This window comes from Actinoallomurus sp. NPDC050550 (genome assembly GCF_040655075.1).
GTDB lineage: Bacteria > Actinomycetota > Actinomycetes > Streptosporangiales > Streptosporangiaceae > Actinoallomurus.
This window is the reverse complement of sequence record NZ_JBFAJC010000009.1, coordinates 55,268-77,354: the sequence shown is the minus strand read 5'-3', so window position 1 is coordinate 77,354 and position 22,087 is coordinate 55,268. Positions and strand designations below refer to the sequence as shown.

18 protein-coding genes are annotated in these 22,087 nt (G+C 71.8%); 6 read left to right on the top strand and 12 right to left on the bottom strand.

Going from position 1 to position 22,087, the window contains the following annotated elements:
* Positions 1 to 276 precede the first annotated feature (276 nt).
* From AB0I04_RS15005 to AB0I04_RS14995, 3 genes are read right to left on the bottom strand one after another with little or no spacing between them, the layout of a single operon-like run.
* The gene (locus AB0I04_RS15005; RefSeq protein WP_360884088.1) at positions 277 to 957 is read right to left on the bottom strand and encodes a DUF881 domain-containing protein; all 681 of its coding nucleotides are present in this window, start codon (positions 955 to 957) and stop codon (positions 277 to 279) included.
* Complete coding sequence (locus AB0I04_RS15000; RefSeq protein WP_345430249.1) at positions 954 to 1,286, bottom strand: small basic family protein; 333 nt, start codon at positions 1,284 to 1,286, stop codon at positions 954 to 956. Before AB0I04_RS15000 ends, AB0I04_RS15005 begins: the two co-directional genes overlap by 4 nt.
* The gene (locus tag AB0I04_RS14995; RefSeq protein WP_360884086.1) at positions 1,283 to 2,131 is read right to left on the bottom strand and encodes a DUF881 domain-containing protein; all 849 of its coding nucleotides are present in this window, start codon (positions 2,129 to 2,131) and stop codon (positions 1,283 to 1,285) included. The genes AB0I04_RS15000 and AB0I04_RS14995 overlap by 4 nt, the downstream gene beginning before the upstream one ends.
* A 243-nt stretch (positions 2,132 to 2,374) precedes the next feature.
* On the opposite strand from AB0I04_RS14995, the gene AB0I04_RS14990 reads away from it, so the two are divergent.
* Positions 2,375 to 2,815 (top strand): hypothetical protein, encoded by a 441-nt coding sequence (locus AB0I04_RS14990; protein WP_360884084.1) that lies wholly within the window; start codon positions 2,375 to 2,377, stop codon positions 2,813 to 2,815.
* Positions 2,816 to 2,827: 12 nt separating this feature from the next.
* On the opposite strand, the gene AB0I04_RS14985 is transcribed toward AB0I04_RS14990, so the two are convergent.
* The 7 genes from AB0I04_RS14985 to AB0I04_RS14955 all read right to left on the bottom strand — a co-directional run bounded on the left by AB0I04_RS14985 (position 2,828) and on the right by AB0I04_RS14955 (position 12,112).
* Positions 2,828 to 3,925 (bottom strand): alpha/beta hydrolase, encoded by a 1,098-nt coding sequence (locus AB0I04_RS14985; protein ID WP_360884081.1) that lies wholly within the window; start codon positions 3,923 to 3,925, stop codon positions 2,828 to 2,830.
* Complete coding sequence (locus tag AB0I04_RS14980; RefSeq protein WP_360884078.1) at positions 3,922 to 6,423, bottom strand: mannose-1-phosphate guanyltransferase; 2,502 nt, start codon at positions 6,421 to 6,423, stop codon at positions 3,922 to 3,924. The genes AB0I04_RS14985 and AB0I04_RS14980 overlap by 4 nt, the downstream gene beginning before the upstream one ends.
* A 28-nt stretch (positions 6,424 to 6,451) precedes the next feature.
* On the bottom strand, positions 6,452 to 7,045 hold the full coding sequence (locus AB0I04_RS14975; RefSeq protein ID WP_360884075.1) for a CDP-alcohol phosphatidyltransferase family protein: 594 nt from the start codon (positions 7,043 to 7,045) through the stop codon (positions 6,452 to 6,454).
* Positions 7,046 to 7,809: 764 nt separating this feature from the next.
* The gene (locus tag AB0I04_RS14970) at positions 7,810 to 8,787 is read right to left on the bottom strand and encodes an aldo/keto reductase (protein ID WP_360884072.1); all 978 of its coding nucleotides are present in this window, start codon (positions 8,785 to 8,787) and stop codon (positions 7,810 to 7,812) included.
* A 9-nt stretch (positions 8,788 to 8,796) separates the two neighbouring features.
* Positions 8,797 to 9,072 (bottom strand): hypothetical protein, encoded by a 276-nt coding sequence (locus AB0I04_RS14965; protein WP_360884069.1) that lies wholly within the window; start codon positions 9,070 to 9,072, stop codon positions 8,797 to 8,799.
* 356 nt (positions 9,073 to 9,428) lie between these two features.
* A complete protein-coding gene (locus tag AB0I04_RS14960) occupies positions 9,429 to 11,042 on the bottom strand; it encodes a beta-N-acetylhexosaminidase (protein WP_360884066.1) in 1,614 nt (537 codons plus the stop codon).
* 263 nt (positions 11,043 to 11,305) lie between these two features.
* Entirely contained in the window at positions 11,306 to 12,112 is an 807-nt protein-coding gene (locus AB0I04_RS14955; protein ID WP_360884064.1) for an aminoglycoside phosphotransferase family protein, read from the bottom strand.
* 217 nt (positions 12,113 to 12,329) lie between these two features.
* Here AB0I04_RS14955 and AB0I04_RS14950 point away from each other — a divergent pair, with 217 nt between their 5' ends.
* The 4 genes from AB0I04_RS14950 (at position 12,330) to AB0I04_RS14935 (ending at position 18,126) form a co-directional block, all read left to right on the top strand.
* On the top strand, positions 12,330 to 14,990 hold the full coding sequence (locus tag AB0I04_RS14950; protein ID WP_360884061.1) for a methyltransferase domain-containing protein: 2,661 nt from the start codon (positions 12,330 to 12,332) through the stop codon (positions 14,988 to 14,990).
* A complete protein-coding gene (locus AB0I04_RS14945) occupies positions 14,990 to 16,597 on the top strand; it encodes a glycosyltransferase family 39 protein (RefSeq protein ID WP_360884058.1) in 1,608 nt (535 codons plus the stop codon). The genes AB0I04_RS14950 and AB0I04_RS14945 overlap by 1 nt, the downstream gene beginning before the upstream one ends.
* Positions 16,598 to 16,661: 64 nt before the next feature.
* Positions 16,662 to 17,531, top strand: coding sequence for a hypothetical protein (locus tag AB0I04_RS14940; RefSeq protein WP_360884055.1), 870 nt, complete (start codon positions 16,662 to 16,664; stop codon positions 17,529 to 17,531).
* Positions 17,532 to 17,688: 157 nt separating this feature from the next.
* The gene (locus AB0I04_RS14935) at positions 17,689 to 18,126 is read left to right on the top strand and encodes a DUF6578 domain-containing protein (RefSeq protein ID WP_360884053.1); all 438 of its coding nucleotides are present in this window, start codon (positions 17,689 to 17,691) and stop codon (positions 18,124 to 18,126) included.
* Between the two features lie 30 nt (positions 18,127 to 18,156).
* On the opposite strand, the gene AB0I04_RS14930 is transcribed toward AB0I04_RS14935, so the two are convergent.
* Positions 18,157 to 19,098, bottom strand: a complete 942-nt coding sequence (locus AB0I04_RS14930) for an ornithine cyclodeaminase family protein (RefSeq protein WP_360884050.1) — start codon at positions 19,096 to 19,098, stop codon at positions 18,157 to 18,159.
* Positions 19,095 to 20,099 carry a proline racemase family protein gene (locus tag AB0I04_RS14925; RefSeq protein ID WP_360884047.1) on the bottom strand — a complete coding sequence of 335 codons (1,005 nt, stop codon included), beginning with the start codon at positions 20,097 to 20,099 and terminating at the stop codon, positions 19,095 to 19,097. Before AB0I04_RS14925 ends, AB0I04_RS14930 begins: the two co-directional genes overlap by 4 nt.
* A 248-nt stretch (positions 20,100 to 20,347) precedes the next feature.
* Here AB0I04_RS14925 and AB0I04_RS14920 point away from each other — a divergent pair, with 248 nt between their 5' ends.
* Positions 20,348 to 22,045, top strand: coding sequence for an alpha/beta fold hydrolase (locus tag AB0I04_RS14920; protein WP_360884044.1), 1,698 nt, complete (start codon positions 20,348 to 20,350; stop codon positions 22,043 to 22,045).
* The last annotated feature ends 42 nt before the right edge of the window (positions 22,046 to 22,087 follow it).

Sequence of the window (22,087 nt, the reverse complement as noted above, 5' to 3'; positions counted from 1 at the left end):
GTGCCTCTGGCACCGTACGGCGCGGACGTCGAGCACTGACGGCACCATCGGCACCGTACCTCCGGTCAGCCCCAGCACACGATCCCCCCTTCAAGCACCGTCGGTAATGGCGCTTTCATTCCCTCGTCCGCCATCACGACGGTTGCCGCAACCTACGCGGCATTGACCGAGGGGTCAACCATGACAAGAGTCCTGTCCCCTCAAGCTACCTTCGACAGTGATCGTCGGTCCATGCCGCCGCGCGGGGAAGCCCCGGCGCGCGGCCGCACCCTCGGTCTATGGCGACCGTATCGCACGGATGACGATCCTCTGTTCCTGGGCAACGGACCCCCGCGCGCCGGAGTTCCGAAGCGTCTGCAGAACTCCGCCCGGAATGCCGAGCGCGGTGGCGAGCGTGTGCGGGTCGCCGATGACGAGGAACCGGTACGGCCGCGTCAGAATCCGCCCGTCGGCGACGACGCCTCCGGAGGCCGCGTCGGCGAGATACGTGCTGACGCCGACGCGGACGTCGTCGACCTGGATCACCTCGGCCCCGGCGTCGCGCAGCTCCTCCAGCGTGTCGAGGAGGTCCTCGGCCCGCAGGCGACCGCGCGGATCGTCGACGGTGAACTGGATGCCGGGACCCGCCGCGGGCAGGGTGCCGGCCAGCATGCCGTACGTCGCGGCGCGCCGCCGGGCGTCCTCGACCGCCGTCTGGCCCTGCGTGTCGCGCTCGAGCCCGGACTTGGTGTTCTCCAGATCCCGGATGTCGCCCCGCAGCCGCTCCGAACGCTGGGAGAGGTCCCCCAGGATCCCGACCAGCTCGTCCTGCCGGGCGGTCGCGAACTTCGTGGTCCGGTCGTTGGAGCGCACCTCGGCCGTCACGGCGAACCCCAGGGCCGCGCACAAGACCCCGATGAGCAGCCGCCCCCGGTCGAACCGGCGCGCGCGGCCCGGATCCGTCTTCGACTCGCTCATGCCTGGAAGAGCTTGCGGCGGATGGCGGCGACGTTGGAGAAGATCCGGATGCCGAGGACGACCACGACGCCGGTGGACAGCTGCGACCCCACGCCGAGCTGGTCGCCGAAGAACACGATGAGCACGGCGATGATCGTGTTGCTGAGGAAGGAGACGACGAACACCTTCTCGTCGAAGATCCCGTCCAGGCGGGCGCGCAGGCCACCGAACATTGCGTCGAGCGCGGCCACGATCGCGATCGGCAGGTACGGCTGCAGCCACAACGGCACGTCGGGATGGAAGAACAGGCCCAGGGCGATCCCGGCCAGGAGCCCGACCAGAGCGATCACCTCGACGGCACCTCCCCCGCGTAGCGGAGACTGGGGGCCGGCGCGGCGGGAAGTAGCACGCTGTCCTCCTGGCGGATGTCGAAGCGGATGCCGAACGCGGCTTTGAGGGTACGGAACGATCGGGCGGCCGGTGAACTCGCGAACGTCCCGTCCATCCGGCGCGGATCGCCGAGGGCGGTCACGGTGTAGGGCCGGGACAGCGGCCGGTAGTCGACCAGGATGGCATCGCCGGCGAAGCGGATCGCGGTGGTGGCGGTCATCCGCTGCCCGTTGACGGCGACGGCGGTCGCTCCAGCGGCCCAGAGGGCGTTGACGAGCCGCTGCATGTCCTGGTCGGTCACGCGGCCGTCCTGCGGATACCCCCGGAGGTTCGAGTCGTCCAGGACGACCGTCAGCCCCGCTCCGCGGGCCGGAGCGTCCGCCGCGACCGCGGCCAGCCGGTCCATCTCCTGGCGCGCGGTACGCCCGTCGGCGCTGCGCGCCAGGACCGTCCGGCGGAGGCGGTCGGTCTGCCCCCGCAGCCGGTCGGCCTGCCGCTGCAACGCCTCGCTCTCTCCGGTCCGCTGCCGGATCTGGGTGAGCAGCGCCCTGCGCTGCCGCTGCGCGACGGGTTCTCCGCGGTGTACCTGGACGACGGCGATGGCTCCGAGCAGGCCGAGGACGAGGGTGCCGGCGAGCAGCCGCGCAGACCGGCCCGTGCGGCTGCTCCGGTCGCCGTCGGCGGCTCGCCGGGCGGCGGCCTCCTCGTAGCCGGGGTCGAGCCCCTTCCCGGCGAGCAGGTCGGCGAGCAGCGACATCGAGGCGTCGGGCCGATTCCAGCGCGCTCCTTCTCCCCGTTCACTCATCCGGACATTCTCCCAAGCCCGCGGCACCGGCCGGACACGGAGCGAGTCCGCCGCAGCGAGCGGAGTGGGCGGTGAGGGACGAGCCGCCCGCGAAGCGAGTGAGAAGGACGAGCGACCAGACAGCAGAGCGAGTCCGCCGCAGCGAGCGGAGTGGGCGGCCCCGGTCCGGTCGGCGGCCCTTTCACAGACAACTCTTAGGAAGCGTGCACGGCCTTCCCAGAAACGCACGGTGGACTTGGTCCCATGCGCAGCAGGGGATATGGGGGAACGACGGGGGACCGCGCGGGCGTGGTCCCGCTCATGCGGCTGCCGATCAGTGGCTGGACGGTCCGGATCGGCCGGGCCGCAGCCGATCGCGCCGCTCTAGAGGTGTACGAGGGGCGCCGGCTGACGGACGTCTGCGTCGCCACGCCGGTGTCGGTGTCGGTCCTCCGCGGCGCCTGGCGCAATCCCCGGGGAGGCCCAGGATGGGCGCTGGCCTGGGGTCAGCTGCCCGCCGGGGTGTCGACGGTGACGGCGGAGTTCACCGGGTCGGGTCGCACACCGGTCATCAGCCGCGTGCCGGCCGTGATCCTCGAGCACACGTACTGGGTGGCGGAGGCGTCCGGGGACTTCGCCGGCGTCATCGTGCACGCCGGGCCCGCGCTGGTCTCCGGGCGGCTCCGCCGCGCACGCGGCCGCTGACAGCTCGCCGGCTCAGGGGACGCGGCGGGCGGCGAGGTCCTCGACGGCCCGCGCGACCTGAGAGGGCGCGGAGATCAGCGTCAGATGCCGGGCGCCGGGGATCAGCGTCGGATCGGGGGCGCCGATCCGACGCGCGGTCTGGGCCGCGGAGTCCTTGGCGAACACGGCGTCCTGCGCTCCGTACACCACCGCCTTGGGCACGCCGACCGACCGGAGCAGCGTGAGCCGGGCCTCGGCCAGGCCGGGGACGCCGTACCGCAGCATGCCCCAGACCCCGGACTCGGCGCCGGCCACCTGGAAGGGCCTGCGCCACCGGTCCAGCCCGGCCGCGTCCAGCCGCGGGCAGCCTGGACCGCACTGCGTGGAATAGATCGTGCGGATGAGCCAGTCGGAGTGCACGACCAGGCGCAGGATGGTGGTCCGATAGGGCGGCGCGACCAGGTAGCGGAAGGCGGGCGGCGGCCCGGCCCCGGTGCTGAGGGCGTCGCCGTCGAGGAACATCAGCCCGCCGGCGCGGTCCGGTGCGCGCAAGGCGGCCTCCGCGATCGTCGCCGCGCCGGACGAGTGGCCGACCAGCAGCGGCCGTCGCAGGTTCAGCGCGTCGAGGAAGGCCAGCAGCTGCCGCGTCTGGTGATCGAGGTTGTACGGGGCACGCCGGGAGGTGTAACCGGCCCCGTTGAGGTCGAGGGCGTACACGCGGTGGTCGCGGGCGAGGAGGTCGGCGACCGGCTCCCAGGTGTCGGCGGACTCGGCGGCCCCGTGTACGAGGACGACCGGCGACCCTGCGGTGCCCCAGGCGCGGTACCGGGTCATCAGGTCGCCGGTCCGTACATAGGTCAGCCCGGCCGGGGCCTGGGCACGGCCGGCGGTGGCGGCGTTGTAGACGACCGAGAAGAGTGTCGCGACGACGGCGAGGGCCAGCGCGGTCAGCCCCAGCCGCCGCGCCCATCGCCGCCACCAGGGGCGTCGGGGCCGGGACGGCGCGCCTCCGTCCCGTTCCCCGGGATCCGTCTGAACGGGGACGGCCTCCGCCGGGTCGTCGGTCGGAGCGCCGGCGTCCGTACGCGCACCGGAACCCGCCTCGTCGGCACTCGCGTTCTGGTCGATCATGAGCCGGCGGCCTCCACGACGCCGGCCCAGCTCTCCAGGAGCGACTGGGCGGAGTCAGGGTCGGTGCCCTCGGCCCACAGGTGGGTGACCGCCTCGGCCGGGTCGGGCAGCACGAGCACCCAGCCGACGTCGTCCTCGATGACGCGGACGCCGTCGGTGGTGTCGATGGTGCGGTCGCCGGCCGCCTCGACGACGTGCCGCATGACGCTGCCCTTGGCCGCCCAGGGGGTGGGTACCGACCGCTTGAGCAGGTGGGCCTCGGGGATCCGCTGGTCGATCTGGGAGAGGGTCAGGCGCGTGCGCGCCACCAGGCCGACGAGGCGCATGAACGCGGCGATGCCGTCGATCGTGGGGCTGAACTCGGGGGTCACGAAGCCGCCTCGGCCGTCGCCGGCGAAGATGATGTCCTCCGCGGTCGTGGCCTTGGTCAGCACGTCCTGGGAGGTGGAGGTCCACTCGACCTGCACGCCGTGAAAGCGGCACACCTGCTCGGCGACCCGCGTCGTCGTGACCGGCAGGGCGACCCGGCCGCCGCGCCGCTCGGCGGCGACGAGGTCGAGGACGACGAGCAGCCCGCGGTCGTCGCTGATGAGCTCGCCGTTCTCGTTGACGAGGCTGATGCGCTCTCCGACGGTGTCGAAGCGGACGCCGAACGCCGCCCGCGAGGAGGACACGAGGTCGCCCAGGCGCTGCAGGTCGCGCATGCGCTCGGCGAGGGTCTCGGTGGGCGACACCTCGTCGAGGCGGTTGTTGACGGTGAGGACCTCCCTGACTCCGACCCGGCCGAGCAGCTGCGGCAGGACGAGGGAGGCGGTGCCGCCGGCGCAGTCGATGACGATCTTCAGTTCGGCCTCGCGGACGCCGCGCATGTCGATGCAGCGGAGGAGGTCGCGGGCGTAGGTCTCGAAGATGCGGGGCGGGTAGGTCAGCTCGGCGATCTCGCCGGGGAACGCCCGCCGGTACTCCTGCCGGCTGAAGACGCGCTCCAGCTTGCGCTGGGCGGACTGGGACAGGTCCGCGCCGTTCTCGTCGAGGAAGAGGATGTCGACGCCCTGCGGGTCGCCCGGGGTCGTACGGATCACGATGCCGCCCGAGCAGTCCTCCCGGGCGGTCTCGTAGCGGGCCACGGGGACCGGGCAGGCCTCGAGGTCCTGGACGTTGATCGCGCTCGCGGTCAGCGCGCTCTGCACGGCGCGCTTGAGCGTGCGGGCGGCCCGGGATGCGTCGCGGGACGCGGTGACGCCCGCGCCCTTCTTGAGGGTGGTGGCGTACGCGCTGGCCAGCCGCACCGCCAGCTCCGGCGTGATCTCCACGTTGACCAGGCCGGACACGCCCCGGGGCCCGAACAGGGTGCGCTGGCCGCGGGACTCCCAGATGACGCTCGTGTTGACGACCGCGCCCGCCTCGATCGTCTTGAACGGGTAGACCTTGACCTCGCTGGAGATGTACGCCTCGGCCTCGATCACGCACTCGTCGCCGACGATCGCGCCCTCCTCGATACGGGCGGCGGCCATGATGTCGGTGTTCTTGCCCACGACGCAGCCACGGAGATTGGTCTGGGGCCCGACGAAGACGTTGTCGTGGATGATGGCGCGGTGCAGGAAGGCGCCCTCCTTGACGACGACGTTGCTGCCGAGGACGGTGAACTCCCGCAGCTCCGCGCCGGACTCCACCTTGGCGTAGTCGCCGATGTACAGCGGCCCCTTCAGGATCGCCTCGGGGTCGACCTCGGCGCCCTCGCCGACCCAGACGCCCGGTGACATCTCGAAGCCGTCCAGCTCGACCCGAATCTTGCCGGACAGCATGTCGGCCTGTGCCTTGAGGTAGCTCTCGTGGGTGCCGACGTCCTCCCAGTAGCCGTCGGCGACGTAGCCGTACAGCGGGGCGCCCTCGGCGAGCAGCTTGGGGAAGACGTCGCCCGACCAGTCGACGGACTCGCCCGCCGCGACGTGGTCGAGGACCTCGGGCTCCATGACGTAGATGCCGGTGTTGACGGTGTCGGAGAACACCTGTCCCCATGTCGGCTTCTCCAGGAACCGCTGGATGCGGCCGTCATCGTCCACGATGATGATGCCGAACTCCAGCGGGTTGGGCACGCGCTTGAGGCCGATGGTGACGAGCGCGCCGTTCTCGCGGTGGAAGCGCACCATGTCGGTCAGGTCGATGTCGGTGAGCGCGTCGCCGGAGATGACGAGGAAGCGGTTGTCGCGCAGCGCGTCCTGGGCGTTCTTGACGCTGCCGGCGGTGCCGAGGGGCATCTCCTCGGTCGCGTAGCTCAGCGCCATGCCGATCTCTTCGCCGTCGCCGAAGTAGTTGCGGACGAGCGCGGCGAGGAACTGGACGGTGACGACGGTCTCGGTGAAGCCGTGCCGTTTGAGCAGGCGCAGCACGTGTTCCATGATCGGTTTGTTGACCACCGGCAGAAGCGGCTTGGGCTGGTTGGCGGTCATCGGACGCAGGCGAGTGCCCTCGCCGCCGGCCATCACCACGGCCTTCAATGGAGCCACTCCTTCACGGGTGCGCCGATCATGGTCGGGGTTCCGCTCCCTTCAGCTCGCCGGACGTGCGGTCGGCCAGCACCAGCCGGCGGACCTGGACGGTGTAGAGAACAGCGGCCCACCAGTACAGACCCGTTCCCCAGATCGTGAACGCCCAGCCGAAGACCTTCGCGACGGTGGCGTAGGTCCCCGTGTGGGCGCCCAGGAACAGCAGCGGGAAGGCGTAGAGCAGGCAGAGCGTCGCGGTCTTACCCACGAAGTGCACCGGGAGGGCGGCGTAGTCGTGCCGCCGCAGGATGGCGAGGGGCACGGCCATGTACACCTCGCGGGCGACCAGGAGGAGCGCCACCCAAAGGGGTACGACGTCCCGGACGACGAGCCCGATGAGCGTCGCGAAGATGTAGAGCCGGTCGGCCGCCGGGTCGAGGAGGGTGCCGAGCTCGCTGGTCTGGTCCAGCATGCGCGCCAGCTTGCCGTCGAGCCAGTCGGACAGCCCCGCGAAGACGAGGATGCCGAGCGCCCACCAGTCCTCCTTGACGAGGACCAGCCACAAGAAGACGGGAACACCGATCAGACGCGCGAAACTCAATGCGTTCGGCCACGTCCACAGACGGTCGTTCAAACGCCTACCTCCCGCTCCCCCACGCTGGTCATGACCTTACCTGTCGGTACCGCCGCGCGGCGTCGCCGGTCCGCCCCCACGGCGACCGGTCGCCGCCGGCGGGCACCCCGGGCCGGGCGCATGATCGGCGGATTCGCCGACGGGCGGGCGAATCATGCCCTGGAGAGCGACTCGTCCGGGTCCGGCCATCGGCGAGGCGAGGGTGGCCGCGACCCGGACGGCGTGTTATGCCGAGGTCACCCGGTCCGGGGAACGGCGGGGTGCGGGCGCCTTCAGGTGCTCAGGCGGTGTCGTGGCGCTCGGTCCACGTGCCGCCCTCCGCGGGTCTCGACGTCGGTGCTCCCGCCGTGGTGGGCGTGGGCGGCGAGGCCCACGTGAGCTCCACGCAGCAGCCGCTGGGATTGCTGTACCGGCTCTTCCGCCAGCCGTGGTCAGGCGATGGGACGCCTGGGTCTGTGCGCCGCATGTGACCCCCTCTGGGACACCGCCCGCGCGGATCGGCCCTTGGACGGCCCGCGGATCGACGCGCTGGCGCGCGGGGGGCGCGGCCGGCACCCTCATGTGATCGGCATCATATCCCGGCATGTGCATTATGCACATGCCGAGATCTAGAGTGTGTCTCCCGTCGCGGAAGGTCCGGCCCCGGCGCGGCCGTCACTGGCGCGGAGCTTCGTGCCCTTGCGGTCCAGCCCCGGCGCGGCCGTCACTGGCGCAGCGCCGATGGCGACGTGCCGCGCCGTTGCCGTCCGGTCCCGGCGCGGGCGTCACCAGCGGTTGTGGACCTGTGGGCGGATCCGGCCGTCGTACAGGTCGCGGATGGCGTCGAGCGTCGCCTCGGGCAGCGGTGCCAGATCGGCGGCTGCCGCGTTGGCGCGGACCTGCTCGGCGTTGCGGGCGCCGGGGATCACCGTGCTGACACCGGGCTGCTGAATGATCCACCGCAGCGCGATCTGGGCTGGGACGGCGCCCGGCGAGGCGAACGCGGCGAACTCCCGCGCCGCCTCCACGCCGGTGTCGAAGTCCACCCCCGAGAACGTCTCACCGACGTCGAACGCCTCGCCGTGCCGGTTGTACGTCCGATGGTCGGCCGGACCGAACCGGGTGTCGTGGCGGTAGCGTCCCGACAGCAGACCGGACGCCAGCGGAACCCGCGCGATGATGCCCACGCCGGCCTCGGCGGCGGCGGGCAGAACCCGCTCCAGGGGCTTCTGCCGGAAGGCGTTGAGGATGATCTGGACGCTCGCCGTGCCCGGGCGGGCGATCGCGGTCAGCGCTTCGTCACACGTCTCGACGCTGACGCCGTACGCGGCGACACGTCCCTCGTCGACGAGGGTGTCCAGGGCGTCGAAGACCTCGTCGCGGGAGTAGACCGGCGTCGGCGGGCAGTGCAGCTGGACGAGGTCGAGCGTGTCGACGCCGAGGTTGGCCCGCGACCGGTCGGTCCAGGCGCGGAAGTTGTCCAGCGTGTACTCCGCCGGATCGAGTGGCGCGCGTCGCCCCATCTTCGTCGCGACGAAGAGCCCTGGGTGAGCACGCAGGAAACGGCCGATGATCTGCTCGCTGCGGCCGTCACCGTAGACGTCGGCCGTGTCGAGGAGCGTGACCCCGGACTCGACCGCCGCCTCGAGGACGGCGACCGCGTCCTTCTCCTCCACCTGGCCCCAGTCGGCGCCCAGCTGCCAGGTGCCCAGCCCCACGACCGACACACGCCGGCCGATCCTGTCGATGAGACGTTCCTCCATGACAGGCCATTATCGGGTGCGCCGCTCCCCGAACCGTCCCGACCCACCGCCCGGCACCCGCTCCTCGGGCCGTCCCGGCTCCCCGCCCGGCATCTGCTCCCCGGGACGTCTCGGCTCCCCGCCCGACATCCGTTCGCGGCGCAATCGCCGGACGGCGATCAGCATGGGGTCGTCGGCGGGGCGCTCCCCGGCCAGCCATTCGGCGAACTCCGTCAGCTCCTCGTCGGTGAGTTCGCCCATGGGCCTGCCGATCCAGGCCGCCGCCCGTCCGGTCCTGTCGGTCACCGTCGGCCCCTCCCCCGTTAATGGGGCGCTGGACGCCGGTGTCTCGTCACCCACGGCGTCCAGCGCCCTTATCACCGGCCCCGGATGCGCGAGAGGCCGGTCTGTGGAGAGGCTGGATCTACTGGGGCGGATCGACGCGCCTCTCCATCTCTGGTCCCGGGCGGCGGGCTGGGCGGTGCGATTCATTTGGGAAGATCCTCGTAGGATCGGCACACCCGCCTAATACCGGAACATTCCGAACTTAACGCCCCAGGTGAGCGCAGGGGAAGAAGTCTTTACTTGACGGAAAATCACAACGCTTGTCTGATTTCGGCCGTGAATAGTGACCTCGCTGGACCGTCCGGATCCCGGGCCGTTCAGGACGTGGGCCAGGGCACCTGGGGCGAAGGGTAGTACGCGCGGCCGAGCACCGCCCATCGAGGCCCCTGGGCGGCCAGGCGCAACCGGAAGTCGTTCCACGACCGCCCGTTCTGCGGCGTCCAGCCGATCTCGGCGATGGCGGGCAGGCGCGGCAGCGTCATGTAGTCGATGTCGTGGTCGCTGACGATGGTCTCCGTCCACAGAGGCGCCTCGACCCCGGCCACGTCCTTGTCCGAGACCCCGTCGATGAGCGTCCCCGGGTCCCACTCGTACGCGTCGCGGACCTCGACGAGGCCGGCCCAGTCCTGGCCGAGCGGAGTGCTCGCGGTGTACTTCATGTCGAGGTACGCGTGGTCGGCGGGCGACATGACGAGCCGGGCGCCCTGGCGTACGGCGGCGCGGGCGGTCGCGGTGCCCTCCTCCGAGCCCTTCGCCGGCTGCCAGTACTGCGCGATGGCACCGCGCGGGACGGTGGCCGCCCCGATGTCGGCCCACCCGGTCAGCGTCTTGCCGTGCCGCCGCACGATCTCCTCGATCCGCCGCAGGTACTCGGCGTAGTCCGCGGGCTTGGTGCTCATCGCCTCGTCGCCGCCGATGTGGAGGTACGGGCCGGGGGTGAACTTCGCGAGCCGCCCGAGGACGTCGTCGAGGAACTCATACGTCACCGGCTTGCCGATGCACAGAGAGCTGAAGCCGACGTCCGTGCCGGTGTACAGCGGCGGGGCGTGGCCGTCGCAGTTCAGTTCCGCGTACGAGGCGAGCGCCGCGTTGGTGTGGCCGGGACCGTCGATCTCGGGCACGACCGTCATGTAGCGCTCGGCGGCGTACCGGACGATCTCGGTGAAGTCGCGCTCGGTGTAGAAGCCGCCGGGGCCGCCCCCGACGGCGGTGCTGCCGCCGTACGACGTCAGACGCGGCCGGCCGGGGATCGCGATGCGCCAGCCCTGGTCGTCGCTGAGGTGCAGGTGAAGCATGTTGACCTTGTAGAGCGCGGCCGTGTCGATGTAGCGCTCGACCTGGCGCACGGTGAAGAAGTGGCGTGCCACGTCGAGCATCGTGCCGCGCCAGGCGAAGCGCGGGGCGTCCTCGATCTCGACGCCGGGCGCGCTCCACGGCCCCGGCCGTACGGTGGCGGACTCGATCGCGGGCGGCAGCAACTGGCGGAGCGTCTGAACGCCGCGGAACAGCCCGGCCGGCGTCCCGGAGGACAGCCACACCGAGTCGCGCCGCACGCTCAGGCGGTAGGCCTCGCCGCCGCCCCCGCCGGTGAGGGACAGCGCGATGGCGCCCGTGGCCCCGCCGGTACGCGAGATCGGCACCGGGTAGCCGGTGGAGCGGCGCAGGATCCCGGCGAGGTACGTCCCGGCGCGGTCCGCCCCGGGCCGTACGAGGATCCGCGTGCGCCGGGTGAGCGAGAACGACACCCCGGAGAGCGCGCGAAGGGACGCAGGCGCCGGGACGACCTGTGGGGCGGCGACGGCGTGACCTGCCGTCGGGAGCGGTACGGCGGCGACGGCGGGAGCGCCCGGCACGGCGGCGAGGGCCGCGGTCGCCGCCGAGGCCGTCAGGACCCTGGGGAGCCGGGGCCGGCGCGGCGCACGCGACGGCACGGTGGGAGCGGATGTCAAGCTCGACCTCCGGTGGGAATCGGCGGCCGGACGGGCCGCGGCCGGTCACGCCCGCTCCCGGCACAGGAGACCGGGGACCCCGACGAGCATTAGTTAAGAAGCTTTCCTTACCTTAAGGCTAGGAAAAGCAAGCACTCCTCGTCAAGACCCCGGAGCCGGACTCAGGCGGCCACCTGGGCCTCCGTGCCGTCCTCCGGAGATCCACCCCGGGCGCACCCAAGACGCGAGATCCGCAGGCGGGCGGTTCACAGGCTCGCCAGGGCGATCGCCGTCCAGTGCTCGAAGCGGGAGTAGCCGTCGGCGACGGCCTGCGTCTCCGGGACGGGCATGTCGAGGATCATGTCGGCGGCGTCCAGGAGGTCCCAGTAGGGGTGGCGGCCGTCGTGGCCGACCGTCGCCTGGTAGATGGCCAGGAAACGTTCGGCGACGTCGACGCCGTACTCGATGGCCAGGTTGATCCGCATCCGGGCCAGGTCGACGCCGTACGGGCCCCGGCATCCGGTGGTCCAGTCGACGATGCCGGTGAGCCGGTCCCCGGACCACAGAGTCTGCCCCGGATGGAAGTCGCGGTGGATGAACCCGGTGGGAGTCTCGGGGGCGGGGCCGGAGATCACCTCGAAGACCCGTTGCCACAGCTCGGGGCTGCCCGACCAGGCGGGCGGGCGCCGCTCTCCGTACACGGCGGGATCGTGATACGGCGCGTAGGACCGCAGGTCCGGCTCGGGCGGCACCTCGTGGACCCGCGCGAGGGCCTGGGCCATGGCGGCCAGGTAGGCGTCCATGTCCCACGGCGTGGCCGCCGGGCGGCCCGCCACGCGCGTCACCAGCAGCGCGGGGACGTCGCAGATACGGCCGTACGGGTCGGCGGCGAGCAGGCGCGGGGCGGGGACCTCGGTGTCGTCGAGGAGTTCGAGGACGGCGGCCTCGTTGGCCGGGACGTACCAGGGGTCGGTCCGCAGCCGCGCCAGGTCGTGGAACCGGCGGACCACCAGGCGGCGTACCGGATCGATCCCGGCGTCGATCGCGTGCAGGGTCGTCGAGCCTGCGCCCATCGAGCGGATCGAGGTGATCCTGCCGCCCACTACGTCACGGACCCACCCCAGGACCCTATCCGGCGGATGCGGAGATGCCATCTACCGCGGGGAGCCCATGTCTGCCACGGTGACCACCTTAATTCTCCGTCGATTACCCCGGCGTCGTCTGCTCGACACCGTCCGTTCGCCGGATGCGGCTATCGTCTCTGCGCCACTCCCAACGACAAGAGGCTCAATGGCTAACTCCGATCGCATCTCCGAGGTCTACAAAGGCGAGATCTGGGCCGAAAGCACGCAGCGGGTCGCTCGTGATCGTATCCACTGGCTCGTCGACCAAGCCACCGGAGAGGTGCTCGATATCGGGTGCTCGCAGGGCATCGCCTCGCTCCTGTGCGCACGGCGTGGGCTGACAGCCCTGGGCGTGGACATCCAGGCCGACCGTGTCGAGTACGCGAACAAAGAGCGCGAAGCCGAGCCGGAGGACGTACGGGAGCGCCTGACCTATCGGCTCGCGGACGCGTCCGCCCTGGACGTGCCCGACGACTCGTTCGACACGGTCATCATGGGCGAGATCATCGAGCACTCCCCGGACGCCTCCCCGCTGCTGAAGGAGGCCGCGCGGGTGCTGCGCCCGGACGGGCTGCTCGCCCTGACGACGCCGTTCGGCCTCAGCAAACACCACGACCACTACGCCACCTTCTACGTGGACTCCGTGGTGCGGCTGCTCGCCCCGCACGTCTCGATCGAGAGCCTCGACATCGTCGACAAGTACCTGCGGGTGCGGGCACGGCCGGGGGCGATGGCCGACCCGGACCGGCTCATCCTCGACTCCCAGCCGATGATGGAGCGCGCCTTCATCGCGATCCAGGAGTCGATGCACGACGAGAAGGAGCGGATGCGTCGCTACGACGTCGCGATCGCCCGCTATGAGCAGGTCAACGCCCGGATGAAGAACCTCGAGGCGCGGCTGGCCCACCAGGCGTACCGCACCGAGTACGTCACCTGGCAGCTGAAGTCGGCCAAGAGCCGCAAGTGGTGGCGGCTCGGCGAGGCGCTGTGGAGCGCCAAGCGCCCCGCCGAGGCGCTCAAGCTGCCGAAGAACGTGGCGAGCGCGCTGAAGGCGCCGCCGCGCCTGACCGAGCCGAAGCCGGTCACGACGACCGGCTCGCCCGACCAGAGCGGGCACTACTCCGCGATCGCCATCCCGGAAGTCGTCGTCCCGGACGGGCCGGTCGCGCGCGACCTGAAGGTCGCGGTGATCCTCGACGTGTTCAGCGCGATGGCGTTCCGGTACGAGTGGCAGCAGATCAAGTTCGGCCCGGACGACTGGCGTGAGGTCCTCGAACGCGAGAAGCCGGCGCTGCTGTTCGTCGAGTCCGCCTGGCACGGCAACGACGGCCGGTGGGCGACGATGATGAGCGCGGCCGGCGCGCCGAAGCAGCCCGTGCGCGACCTCGTCGCCTGGTGCCGCGCCCAGGGCATCCCGACGGTCTTCTGGAACAAGGAGGACCCGCCGAACTTCGACCGGTTCATCGAGACGGCCAAGCTGTTCGACCGGGTCTTCACCGTCGACGCCGACTGCATTCCGCGTTACGTCGAGGCGCTGGGCCACGACCGGGTCGCGTTGCTGCCGTTCGGCGCGCAGCCGCGCATCCACAACCCGGTCGCCGTGCCGGGCGGGCGGAAGTACGAGGTGGCGTTCGCCGGGACGTACCACTCCAAGAAGTACCCCGAGCGGGCCGCGCAGATGGACACGATCCTCGCCCCGGCCCGTGAGTTCGACCTGCACATCTACAGCCGCATCTCCGACGACCCGGACTTCCAGTTCCCGCCGGAGTACGCCGACCACATCGTCGGCTCGCTGCCGTACGAGCGGATGCTCGCCGCGTACAAGGCGTACAAGATCTTCCTGAACGTCAACTCGGTCACGAAGTCGCCGACGATGTGCGCGCGCCGCGTGTTCGAGCTGTCGGCCTGCGGCACGCCGGTGGTCTCCGGGCACTCCCGGGCTCTGGAGGAGGTCTTCGGCGACCTCGTGCGACTCTCCACGACTCCGGAGCAGACGACCGAGGCGCTCGTCGAGCTGATGAAGAGCGCGGACCTGCGGGACCAGATCGGGCACCTGGCCATGCGCGAGGTGTTCGCCAAGCACCTGTACGGGCACCGGGTCGACTCGGTCCTGTCGGCGGCGGGCGTTTCCGTGCCCAGCCGGGAGCGCTCGATCTCGGTGATCCTGCCGACCAACCGGCCCGAGCAGATCGACCACGCCATCGAGCAGGTCGCCTGCCAGGTCCACCGGCCGCTGCAGCTCGTGCTCGTCACGCACGGCTTCTCCTCCGACCGGGCCGAGGCCAAGGCGCGCGCCGCCGGGCTGGAGAACGTCGTGGTCCTGTCCGCCGACGCGGGGCTGACGCTCGGCGCCGTGCTCAACCTCGGCATCGACGCGGCCGACGGCGCCTACCTCGCCAAGATGGACGACGACAACCTGTACGGCCCGCACTACCTGAGCGACCTGGCGTACGCCTTCGACCACACGACGGCCGGGCTGATCGGGAAGGGCGCGCACTACTGCGAGATGCGCACCCACGGCGTGACCCTGCTGCGCTTCCCGCATCTGGAGCACACCGAGGCGGAGCTGATCCAGGGCGGCACGATCCTCGCCGACGGCGACGCGATGCGGAAGCTGCGGTTCTCCGACCTGCCCCGCGCCGTCGACAGCGACCTGCTGCGCCGCGCGCAGGCCGAGGGCGTCGGGATCTACTCCGCCGACCGGTTCAACTTCGTCTCCGTGCGCGGCGACCGCGAGGCGCACACCTGGAAGGTCAGCGACGAGGAACTGATGCGGCACGGCCGCGTCGCGTTCCACGGACCCGCCGAGGAGCACGTCATCTTCTGATGCTGGACACCGCCTCCCAACCGGCCGTCGCGGCGGCGGCCCCGCGCCGACGCCGCGACGAGTTCCTGCTGCCCGCCGCGCTGCTGGTGGTTTACGCCGTACTGCTGCTGTGGAACCTGTCGGTGCCGCAGCCGGTCGACCACAGCCGCTACATGGACGCCGCCCGGTCGTTCCCGTCGCGGCCCGCGGACCCGATCTTCAACCACCAGTACCTGCGGATCGGGCTGACCGCGCCTACCGCCGTGGTGATGCGCTTCTTCGGGTACTCCGAGGTGACCTACCACGCCTTCCCGGTCGCGGCGGCCCTGCTGCTGTTCGCGTCCGTGTACGCGATCGGCCGCATGCTGTTCAACCGCCTCGTCGGCGCGGTGTCGGCGGTGGTCCTGGCCTGTATCGGCATCGTGGTCGTGGCCGGCACCGAGCTGCTGCCGGACCTGCCCGCGACCGCCCTGTTCACCGCCGCCGTCGCCCTGGCCGTCGCGGTCCGCCGGAGCCTGCTCGCGCACCGACGGATCTGGCTCGTCGCGATCGGCGTGCTGATGGGGTGGAGCTACCTCGTCCGCGAGTTCATCGTCTTCGCCTGGCCGCTGGTCCCCGTCCTGCTGTGGCGGCGGATCGGCCGGTGGGACACGTTGTGGGCGTTCGTCCCGGTGGCGCTGACCGGCGTGGGCGAGACGGTGTTCAACGCGTGGTTGTACCACGACCCGCTGGCCCGCCTGCACGCCGGCTCCGGCCTCGGCGACCTGCCGTCCCGCCCGGAGGTCGCCAAGACCTTTCACAACCTGCCACTGTGGGTCTACCTGTGGCGGCTGCCGCAGCAGCTCGCCATGCTCCCCGAAGGGCCGGGTCTCCTCCTGCTCCTCGCCCTGACGCTCGGCGCCGGCGCGCTCTGCGCCGTCCGGCTCGTACGGGTGTGGACGCGCCGCGGGGACTCTTCCGACGAGGGAGAGTCGGTCGGCGGCGGGCGAAACGTGCGGCGGGCCGGGGTGTTCGCGCTGTGGGTCGCGATGCTGTGGGTGCCGCTCACCCTGCTCGGCGGCGTGCTGAACCCGGCGCATCCGAAGCTGCGCCTGCAACTCCTGCGGTACTGGTATCCCCTGTTCCCAGCCTTCGTCCTCGGCGGCGTCGCGGTGCTGTGGCTGCTCGCCCGCGCGGTCCGGCTGCCGGAGCGCGTCCGGTCGGCCGCGCCCGTGGTGGTCGTGGGCTGCGTCGGGCTGGCCGTGACCGGGCTGTCCGTCCTCGGGCTCCCGGGCAAATCCGGCTGGGCGGGCTCACCGCGCGTGTCGTCGGACGCGCTGCCGGAGTTCCGCTCCTGGCTGACCCGCTCGGGCGCCCGGACGGTGTGGACGGACACGAAGCTGTACCGGATCATCCCGATCTACTTCGTCAGCCCCACCGGCCACCGGGTGTGGCGCGGCCGTCTCCGGCCGCTGACCAATGCCGGGCAGCCCGCCGCCGGCGACTACGTGGTCGCGTACAGCGTCGGCAGCGACGCCTGTCCCCGCTGCGGCGACGCCGCGCGGATCGCGTTCCCTGGCATCCCGTCCACCTGGCACCAGGTGCTGACCAGCCATGACCACCTCCTCCACGTCTGGCAGGTGACCTGAAGCGCTCATTGCCGAAAGTGGCCGCTGATCGCCAGAGATCGTCCGTCGTACGTAACCTCGGCCTGTGACGGATACAGCGGGACGGTTGGTCGACCGGTGGACACAGCAGTGGGTGCGCTCGACCGGGCGGCGGGTCGACCTCCGAGCCGAGCCCTGGCTCGACGGCCCTCGCGGTGGCCGCGATCAGGTCGGCGACTCCTGGCTCACGCGGGAGGCCGTGCGGCACGACGGCCGAATGCTGAACGGCGAGCACGACGCGGGACTCCTGCGGTCGGTGACGTCGCTGGACGGGCCCGGCTTCGACTCCGGTGAGCTCCTCCCCGAGGTACGGAACTTCTACGAGCACACCGCCCGCTGGCGGCTCGAACTCTGGTCGCAGTGGTCGCCTCTCGCGTGGCCGTTCGGCTGGCTGATCTCGGCGCTGTTCGCCCGTCGGCTCCAGCAGCTGAGCCTGCCGCTGCGGCCGCTGGACGTTGCCCACGGGATGAGCAGCGAGCTCACACCCGTGGTCGGTGCCGACGGGCGGCTGATCGGCACCTCCTGGCGACGACGGCTCCGGGCGAACGGCGCGACGGTGTTCAGCGGCTGGTACCAGCACGTCGCCCTGCCCGGCCGGCGGCGGCCCAGCGTCCGGGTGGTGTTCCCGCTGCCCAACGGACGACTGGTCGTGCTCTTGCGCCCCGAGGTCACGGCGGGCGGCGGCCTGACCCTGATCTCGCCCGCCGGCCGCTGGGGCGACGACGGCGCCTACCTGGTCGTCGACCGAGGAGACGTCTCTCCCATCCGGGCCCGGCGTATCCCCGTGCACGAGAGGTTCCACGTCTTCGTCGACACCGAAGGCATCCTGCGCACCGACCACACCCTGACCTTGTGGTCCCTGGCCGTCCTACGTCTCCACTACCGTCTCGACGAGACGAAGGCCGGACTCACCTGATCTCCTCACACGGGTGGTGGGAAGGCGCTCGGCCGTCGATCAACCGCCTCGTCTCCGGTCACGGCTCCCGGATGCGTTCGACCGGTGCCCGTCGTCGGCGATGCGTAGCGCTTGGCACGCGCACCACAGGCCGCAGGGACTGTCGGACCCCAGCGGCATGAGCGGATACCGGGTCGAGAAGCTGAGCGCGGTCGGGCAGACTCGTTCCGTGGAGATGACCGTTTGGGTCGATAGCTGGCAGATGCAGTGCTGCGGTGAACCGTTCACGGTCGGTTCGGAGGTGTCCTGGACACTTCGCGAAGTGGAATCAGGGTGGCTGGCATCGGTCCTCGGCAGCGGTGTCGCGGGCACGGTGGACGCCGCGGAAGAGCACCATGGCGGCCTGTCGGAGGAGACCCCGGTCACGCGGGCAAAAGTCAGCCGGATTACCGCGGTGCACTGCCGGTATGCGCCACGGCCGGGAGGGGAGTCACGGACGCTTTATCCCGTGGCGGGCTCGGCCGCAATCAGCGCGGTGACTTCGGCCGACGGCTGGACGCCGGCACGCGATGAGCTGGCGTTCGTCGGCTATCTGGTCCGGATCGACATCCCCTGACCTACCTGTCGCGATGTCCGAGCGGCAGGGTCAGCCGGCTCTGGCCAGGACGGCCTCGGCGGTGACGAGGTCCTGCCAGGACATGCCGACGCTCTTGAACAGCAGCGGACGGTCGGACGCGGGGCTGGTGTGCCCGGTGACGACGTCGCGCATCGGCACGAGTTCTTGCGTTTGCAGGGCGCCTTCGTGAAGCGCCAGGCAGACGTCGCCGGCCTCACGGAGTGCGGTGGCGATGTCTTCGACGACGACCGTGGCGCGGGCACACAGCGCGGCGGGGACCTCCCGGGCGTCCGGTTCGTGGGAGCCGACGGCGATGACGACGGCGGTGTCGAGGACCAGATCGGCGTCGAACAGGGGGGTCCGGGCCGAGGTGGCGCATACTATGACGTCCGCTGCGCGTAGCACGTCGTCTGCCTGCGGGCTGTTCAGGGCGACGACGTCCGCGCCGTCGGCGGGCTTGGCCCGGGTGTCTCGGACGATGTGAGTCACGGTCTCGAGCGACCTGTGCGGTGTCAGTGCTGCGGCCAGGGTCGCGACGTGCCCGTGCGCCTGGGGTCCGGCGCCGAATACCGCCAGTCGCAGGGGGCCGGATGCGGCCAGCAACCGCGGTCGAACGGCCGCCACGGACACCGCGGGCGTGCGCAGCGCGGTCAGCGCCGTGCCGTCGAGCACCGCGACCAGGTTGAGGGAGTCCGCGTCGAAGAGCAGGTAGGACGCCTGGATGCGCGGAAGGCCTCGGGCGGGATTGCCGGGCGCCACGGTCGCCACCTTGATCCCCACGTGTGCCCCCGAGCGAGAACTCTCCGACGGCATGAGCAGGAACTGGCCCGCGCCCAGGGGAACGGCGTGGCGGGGCAGGTCGGCGGCGGGGTCGAGTCCGGAGACGAGGGCAGCGGTGATCGCCTCGACGGCGTCGACGGGGCCGCAGGCGGCGCGCACCGCGTCGGCGTCGAGGACCAGCGGGGCGTTCACCGGAGCACGAACCCGGGGAGCAGCGGGTCGGCGGAGTCGACGACGAACGTGTGCTCACCGGTCCGGTAGGCCATGCCGGTGACCTGCGGGACGACGGCCGGGCGGCCGGCGGCAGTGGTGGTGGCCACGACGGTGCCGGTGAACAGGGACCCGACGATCGACTCGTGGCGCAGGGTCGGACCCGCCGGCGCCACGCGGCCCTGCTCGGCGAGGACGGCCAGCCGGGCGCAGGTGCCGGATCCGCAGGGTGAGCGGTCGACCTCACCGTCGGCGAAGACCGTCACGTTGCGCTGGTGCACCTGGCCGTCGACGGTACCGAAGTCCTCGTACAGGATCGTGCCGTAGATCCCGCCGAGCCGGGGATCGCTGGGATGTACGGCGTGCTCGCTGTCGTCCAGCATCGATTTGACCTCGCGGCCGATGGTGATGAGGTCTCGGTAGTGCGACGGACTCACGGCCAGGCCGACGCTGGTGGCGTCGATGCCGGCGTAGATGGCCCCGCCGTAGCTGACGGTGACGGCGACGTCGCCGCGGGATGTGCTCAGCGTGATGTCGCGGGCGAGCACGTAGCTGGGCACGTTGATGAAGTCGACGGCCACGGTGCGCCCGCTGTCGCGGTGCACGCGCGCGGTGACCCGCCCCGACGGGACGTCGATGACGACGTCGACGGTGCCGTCCCGCGGAGCCTGCACCAGCCCGGTGTCCACCGCCCAGACGCCGAGGGCGATGGTGCCGTGCCCGCAGGCGGTGGAGAAGCCGTCCTTGTGCCAGAACAGCACGCCCAGGTCGGCGCCCTCGTCGTCCGGAGGTACCAGGAATCCGCCGTACATGTCGGCGTGCCCGCGCGGCTCGAAGCACAGCAGTTCCCGTAGCCCTTGGGCGTCCGGGCTGTTCAGCGCGCGCATCCGCCGGTCCGCGACGGTGACCCCGGGCAGCGCCACCGGCGGGTCCGCCACGATTCGGAACGGTTCCCCAGCGGTGTGGTAGTCGGTCGTCGACACGCCAGGCGATATCACCGGACCATCATGGCGTATCCACTCACCGGCAAGAGCGTGTGAAGCCGGCGCGCGCTCTTCACGCTCGTTGCTCACCGGCTACCTGGCTCCGGCAGCCTCGAACCTCCCGACCCGACCGAGGCGTCATAAAGCGACGAATATAGGTTCCGCGTCCTCCGACGAGCCGGATCATGGGCAACTGTTCCTCCAGGTGCCCGGGCAGCGGGGGGCGCTCGATCGGCAGAGGACGGACTTTGGAGATCAAGGAAGACGTGGGGCCGCGTCGGCAGGCGGCCGAAGCGGACCGCGCGCGAGCGGACCGACCGGTTCTCACGCCGCTCCGCGTCGTGGCCTTGCTGATCTCCCTGGTGTCCGCGGCGGTCGGGGTCGTGGGCCTGGCCACGGCGGACCGGGGCATCGAGCGGAGCTCCGCCGTGGTGGCCGGAGTGCCGGTCGAGGTCGTCCGGCCCACGGGAACGACGGGCCGGCTCCCCGGTGTGGTGGTCGCGCACGGTCTCGCCGCGAGCAAGCAGCTCATGCGGGGCCTCGCGGACACCCTCACACACCGCGGATACGCGGTGGAGCTGGTCGACCTCGCCGGCGGTGGCGCGAACACCGAACGGCTGCCCGACGCCGGAGACGGCCCGGCCGCCGACGCGCGGCTCGCCCGCGACCTGGACGTCGCCGTCGGGCATCTGCGGGCCATGCCCTGGGTGGACGGTGCGCGGATCGGCCTCCTCGGTCACTCGATGGGCGCCGCCGCGGTCCTGCGGTATGCCACCGCGCATCCGGACATCCGCGCCACCGTGGCCGTCTCCCAGGGGCTGATGTCGCCGACCGGCTCCGCGTCGCGCCCCCGGGACCTGCTCCTGCTCGCCGGCGGCCTGGAGTTCCCGGGATACCGCGAGGGCGCCGTCGACATGCTGCGGGCCGCCTTTCCGCAGGGGCGCGCCGGAGCGACGTACGGCGATCCGCGAGCCGGGACCGCCCGCCGTGCGGTGCTCGTCGGCGGTGTCGAACACGTCAGTGTGCTCTTCAGCCCGCGCACCCACCGTGAGGTCGCGGACTGGTTCGACGCGTCCTTCGGCCACTCCGCCACCGGCGGCCACGGGGTGGGCATCCGGCCCGTGCAGCGCGCCGGATCGGCGATGCTGCTGCATCTGGCGGCCGTACTGAGCTTCGGCGCGATCGCCTCCGTTCTCCTGAGGCGGCCCGCAGGGCCGGGCCGCGACCGCCGCCGGCTCCCGCTCCCCCTCGCGCTCGGTGTCCCGGCGGGCGCCGTCCTGACGGCCGTGGCGGCGATGGCGGTGATCCCCCGGCACCTGCTGCCGCTCGCCGTGGCCGGTCCGCTCGCCGGGTTCTTCGGCGTCATCGGCGTCGTGACACTGGCCGTCGCACTGTTCGCCAGACGTGCCGACGCCGGAAACGGCGGCGTGGGAAGCGGCGGCGTGGGAAGCGGCGGCGTGGGAAGCGGCGGCGTGGGAAGCGGCGGCGTGGGAAGCGGCGGCGGGCGCGCGTGGCCGGTGACCGCCGGGGCGGCCGTCGCCCTGGTCCTGCTGACGGTGGTGTCCTTCGCCGTCCCGGCGCAGCTGGGCTGGGCGCACGCCGTCCCCGTCGGCCCGCGGCCCTGGGCCCTCATCGCGGTCGCCGCGTGCGCCGCCGCGACCTTCGGCGGAGTCGAGGCGCTGTGCGCCGGGTACGACCGGCTCGCCGCGACGATGATCCACGCCTGGACCGCCGCCGGCGCGCTGGCCGGCCTGGGCGTGGCCGGCCTCCTGGGCATCGCCCCGGCGCTCGTCCTGCTGGTGGCGCCGCTCCTCGCCGCGTTGCTGGTCTGGCAGGGCGTCCAGGCCGCCGCCCTGCGCGCACTCCGGGCACCGGTATGGCTGACCGCCATCGTCGGCGGCGTCCTGCTGGCCTGGCCCATCGCCGTCACCATGCCGATCGGCTGACCGCCGTCCCAAAGGTCTGCGGTGGCCTACGTCCTGCGGCGG

Bases quoted from the DNA above. Each gene is read 5' to 3' on its own strand.
- AB0I04_RS15005 (WP_360884088.1), bottom strand. From the start codon at position 957: ATGAGCGAGTCGAAGACGGATCCGGGCCGCGCGCGCCGGTTCGACCGG.
- AB0I04_RS14995 (WP_360884086.1), bottom strand. From the start codon at position 2,131: ATGAGTGAACGGGGAGAAGGAGCGCGCTGGAATCGGCCCGACGCCTCG.
- AB0I04_RS14990 (WP_360884084.1), top strand. From the start codon at position 2,375: ATGCGCAGCAGGGGATATGGGGGAACGACGGGGGACCGCGCGGGCGTG.
- AB0I04_RS14985 (WP_360884081.1), bottom strand. From the start codon at position 3,925: ATGATCGACCAGAACGCGAGTGCCGACGAGGCGGGTTCCGGTGCGCGT.
- AB0I04_RS14970 (WP_360884072.1), bottom strand. From the start codon at position 8,787: ATGGAGGAACGTCTCATCGACAGGATCGGCCGGCGTGTGTCGGTCGTG.
- AB0I04_RS14955 (WP_360884064.1), bottom strand. From the start codon at position 12,112: ATGGGCGCAGGCTCGACGACCCTGCACGCGATCGACGCCGGGATCGAT.
- AB0I04_RS14950 (WP_360884061.1), top strand. From the start codon at position 12,330: ATGGCTAACTCCGATCGCATCTCCGAGGTCTACAAAGGCGAGATCTGG.
- AB0I04_RS14945 (WP_360884058.1), top strand. From the start codon at position 14,990: ATGCTGGACACCGCCTCCCAACCGGCCGTCGCGGCGGCGGCCCCGCGC.
- AB0I04_RS14935 (WP_360884053.1), top strand. From the start codon at position 17,689: ATGAGCGGATACCGGGTCGAGAAGCTGAGCGCGGTCGGGCAGACTCGT.